This is a genomic window from Mesonia maritima (genome assembly GCF_042433895.1).
GTDB classification, from domain to species: domain Bacteria; phylum Bacteroidota; class Bacteroidia; order Flavobacteriales; family Flavobacteriaceae; genus Mesonia; species Mesonia maritima.
In genome coordinates this window covers 1-4,162 of sequence record NZ_JBHLUA010000017.1, presented here as the reverse complement: position 1 = coordinate 4,162, position 4,162 = coordinate 1, and the positions used below count along the sequence as shown (strand labels likewise).

The following is a 4,162-nucleotide window of genomic DNA, read 5'->3' as shown; positions in this document are numbered from 1 at the left end:
TTTGATTTAACTTCTCAAGAAGGAGCTATTTTAGCGAATGAGGCTACCTCTGGAGATTTCACGGTAAGCTATTATGCGAGCGTACAGGATCGATCTAACGGTAATGCGATAGCAGACCCTACGCTTTATGAAAATACCGGTAGTCCCGATACCATTTACGTCTTGGTTGAAGGAAGCAACGGTTGTAGTTCTACGATGAACTTTGATGTTATTGTAAATCCCTTACCGAGCTTTAACACGCCACAAGTATTGGCTACTTGTGACGATGCGGCTTCCGATGGAGTAGCTCAATTCGATTTATCGGATGCCACTACTCAGATCACGGGCAATAATCCGAATCTAAATGTAAGCTATTACGACACGCAAGCCGAAGCAGATACGGGAGCCCCTAATGATCAATTACCGATACAATATACCAATACGGGCAGCCCTTATAATGAGACGATTTATGTACGTATCCGTAATGTAAATACCGACTGTTATACCACTACAAGTTTGGACTTAGAGGTAAATGAGGCTCCTTCGGCTATTGAGCCACAGCCTTTGGTATACTGTGATGATGATAACGATGGTTTTGGAAGTTTTGACCTAAGCAGTTTGGATGATCAGATTAACAATGATCCGAGCGTTACGATAACTTATCATAATGTTAAAGTCGATGCAGATAATGGTGTTCGTCCTTTAAGCATTCCGTTCAAGAATACGGTAAAGGATAACCAAACTATCTACGTACGTGTAGAGAGCCCGGGTGTAGCATGTTATAACACCACCACGGCAGCACTTATTGTGGAGCAGAGTCCACAACCGGTACAGAACTTACCTGCTTTAACGGCCTGTGATCCGGATGGAGATGGGGTAGCGATTTTCGATCTTACCGAGCAGGAAGCTGCTATTTTAGCCAATGAAGCCAATCCTGGGGATTTCACGGTTCGTTATTACCCAAGTCAAACCGATGCGGATAACGGTACCAATGAGATCAGTGTGCCTGGGGCTTATGCAAATGACCCTAACATCAACCCGCAAACCATTTATGTGGTGGTTGAAGGTCTTAATGGTTGTACCAAGCAAACCAGTTTTGAGTTGCAGGTAAACCCGTTACCTAATATTACCACCCCGCAACAGTTAGAATTGTGTGATTACAATAATCCGGGCGATGAGCGAGAGGAATTTAATTTAGAAGATGCCACTTTGGATATTACCCAAGGGGATAAGACGATCGATATCACCTACCACGAGACTCAGGCTGATGCAGATTCTGGGAATAAGTCGTTAACCAGTCCGTATACGAATACCTCAAATAATCAAACAATTTATATCCGAGCAGAGGATGTGGATACCGGTTGTACGGTCACCCAGGGTTATACCTTAACCTTAATTGTAAACCCACTTCCTTCGCCACAAGTCCCTAGTGAACCGGTAGAAGTATGTGATACGGATAATGATGGTTTTGAAGAGTTCGATTTAGAGGAGCAGATCGATATTATTTTAAATACCGAACCTGATGTAACAATTACCTTCCATTTGACCCAGGCGAATGCCGAGGCAGGAAGTAATGCGATCGATACGAGCCAGCCTTTTGGACTGAGCAGTACGAACAATCAAATCCTATATGTACGTGCCGAAAATGACCTGACCGGTTGTTATGTGGTAGAAGAGTTAGAACTCGAAGTAGTTCCGACCCCTGAGATCATCGACTTGGAAGACCTTTATGTATGTGATGATGATACCGCTAACGGTTTAGCCGTATTTGATTTAACGATCAATACCCCGAATGCTTTAGGGAACCAAGATCCAACCGATCTGTTGGTTACTTATCACGAGAGCCAGGCCGATGCAGAGGCAGGTATAGATGCGATTGTAAACCCGGGTAGTTATACCAACACCAGCAACGGACAATTGATCTATGTACGTCTTGAAAATACGGAAACCGGGTGTATCGATACTTTTGACTTTACTGACGACAATAGCTTCAGGTTAATTGTGGAGCCGCTTCCTGTGGTTAATGAACCTAGTGTATTGAAGGTTTGTGATGATGATTATATAACCACACCGGTATCGCAAACGATTTTTGACCTCACTCAAAAAGAGGCAGAGATCGCAGGAGCGACCCCTGCGCCGGGGAATTATGAGTTCAGTTATTATGAAAGTACTACAGATCAAGATAATGGAGATGCGATAGCGGATCCTGAGAACTATCAAAATACAGCTAACCCGCAGACGATTTATGTAACGGTGGTTAACACTCAAACGCAAGGGATGTGTGAAGACTATACCACGATTACCTTAGAGGTATTGCCATTGCCAAGTCCAAGTGAAACGGATTTAGAAGCTTTACGTCAGGTAGCTTGTGATGATGATAACGACGGGGTAGCCGCTGATCCATTTGACTTAACCCAAAGCGGGCAATTAATATCAGGAGGAGAAAATGTAGATATCACCTATTATAAAACAGAATTTGCAGCTGAACAGGGTGATGAAACGGTTGCGGAGTTTATTGACACTCCAGCCGCTTATGTAAACGAGCCTTCTTTTAACGAGCAAAATGATGATGGTCTTACGGTCCAAGTGATTTACGCCCGTGTGGATAGCGGAGTAAACGGTAACTTCTGTTATGTGATCGTACCCTTTGAACTTCAAGTAGTTCCTGCACCGGAATTAAACCCTGCAGGAGATCCATTCGGATACACCTTGTGTGAGGACGGCACTAGCGGAGAGGCAGCGGTAAACTTTGATGATATTACGGAGAACTTATATGATGCTACCAATGGCGATCCATCAACGATTATCCCATTGTTAGATCCAAATGTGAATCAAGATCAAAACATTGCTAATTATACGGTGACCTATTATGCAGATCTAGATGATGCTGAAAGTATGATCAGCCCACTTTCGAATGGGTATATAGCAGAGGATGAAGATGAGTTTTATATCCGTATAGAATATACCGATACGGGATGTTTCAACAATAGTCCTGAAGATATCGGGGTAGTAAGAATTACGGTAGAACCCCGTCCATCGATTGTAAATACGCCGATCGAAGAAGAGGTATGTTCAGATGAACCGGGAGGAAGCACGGCAACCTTAGATCTTACCCAGTATAATGCGCAGATCAACCCTGGAAGCCCTCAAGGAACCGCGGTAGTATATTATGCGGATCAAACCGCTTATGAGAATGGCGAAGCGATTCAGGACCCAAGCTTTTATACCACGGTCACTAATCCGCAGACCCTTATTGCAGAGACTATCAATACCACCACGTTGTGTGAATCACCAAGTGTAGCAGAAATCACCATTGAGGTGAACGATCGTCCGGTGGTAGATATCAGCAATTACGATGGCATGATTATTTGTGAAGACAGCAATCCGTTAACACCGGTAGAAGGCGGAAATTATGAGCCGATCGTAATTGAAACAGGTCTTGATGCGAACGACTATAGCTTTGTGTGGACCTTCAATGGTTCTACCTTAGCGGAAGATGGTCCTAGTTTATCGGTAGATGAGCCTGGAACCTATGAGGTAACGGTGACCGATCAGGATGGAAACATCGCTTGTAGTACCACAAGTAGTGCGACCTTTATCCAGAACAATCCACCGGAATTTAAGGTAAGCGCCCTAACGCTTTCTTTTGAAGAGGAACATGCGATCTTGGTGAGCAATGTAACGGGAAGCGGGGACTATGAGTTCAGGTTGGACAACGGCCCTTGGCAAAGCCTCGGGGATAGTAGAACCCTGACCTTTGATGGAGTAGAACCGGGAGAACATTTAGTTTACGGAAGAGATGCCGGCGGTTGTGGAATTACCGTAGCTACGATCTCCTTTATCGACTACCCGAAATTCTTTACCCCTAACCAGGATGGGTACAACGATACCTGGAACATTATCGGCTTACAGGATCAGCCCCAGGCGAAGGTATTTATCTTTGACCGCTACGGAAAACTGCTCAAGCAGTTAAGCCCTGCAGGGGAAGGCTGGGACGGAACCTATAACGGTAACCCGGTGCCTTCAAACGATTACTGGTTCAGCGTGGAGTACTTAGAGACGATGCCTGACGGTAGTCAGCAGCCGAGAGAGTTCAAAGCCAACTTTACCTTGAAAAGGTAACCGATAAATTAAATAGAAACTAAAAGAGAAAACCCCTTGCTAAAAAAAGCAAGGGGTTTTT

General features: G+C 44.4%; 1 protein-coding gene. It reads left to right on the top strand.

Features of this window, described 5'->3' with window-relative positions:
- Positions 1-195: 195 nt before the first annotated feature.
- The gene (locus ACFFGL_RS12555) at positions 196-4,101 is read left to right on the top strand and encodes a T9SS type B sorting domain-containing protein (protein WP_309730834.1); all 3,906 of its coding nucleotides are present in this window, start codon (positions 196-198) and stop codon (positions 4,099-4,101) included.
- The last annotated feature ends 61 nt before the right edge of the window (positions 4,102-4,162 follow it).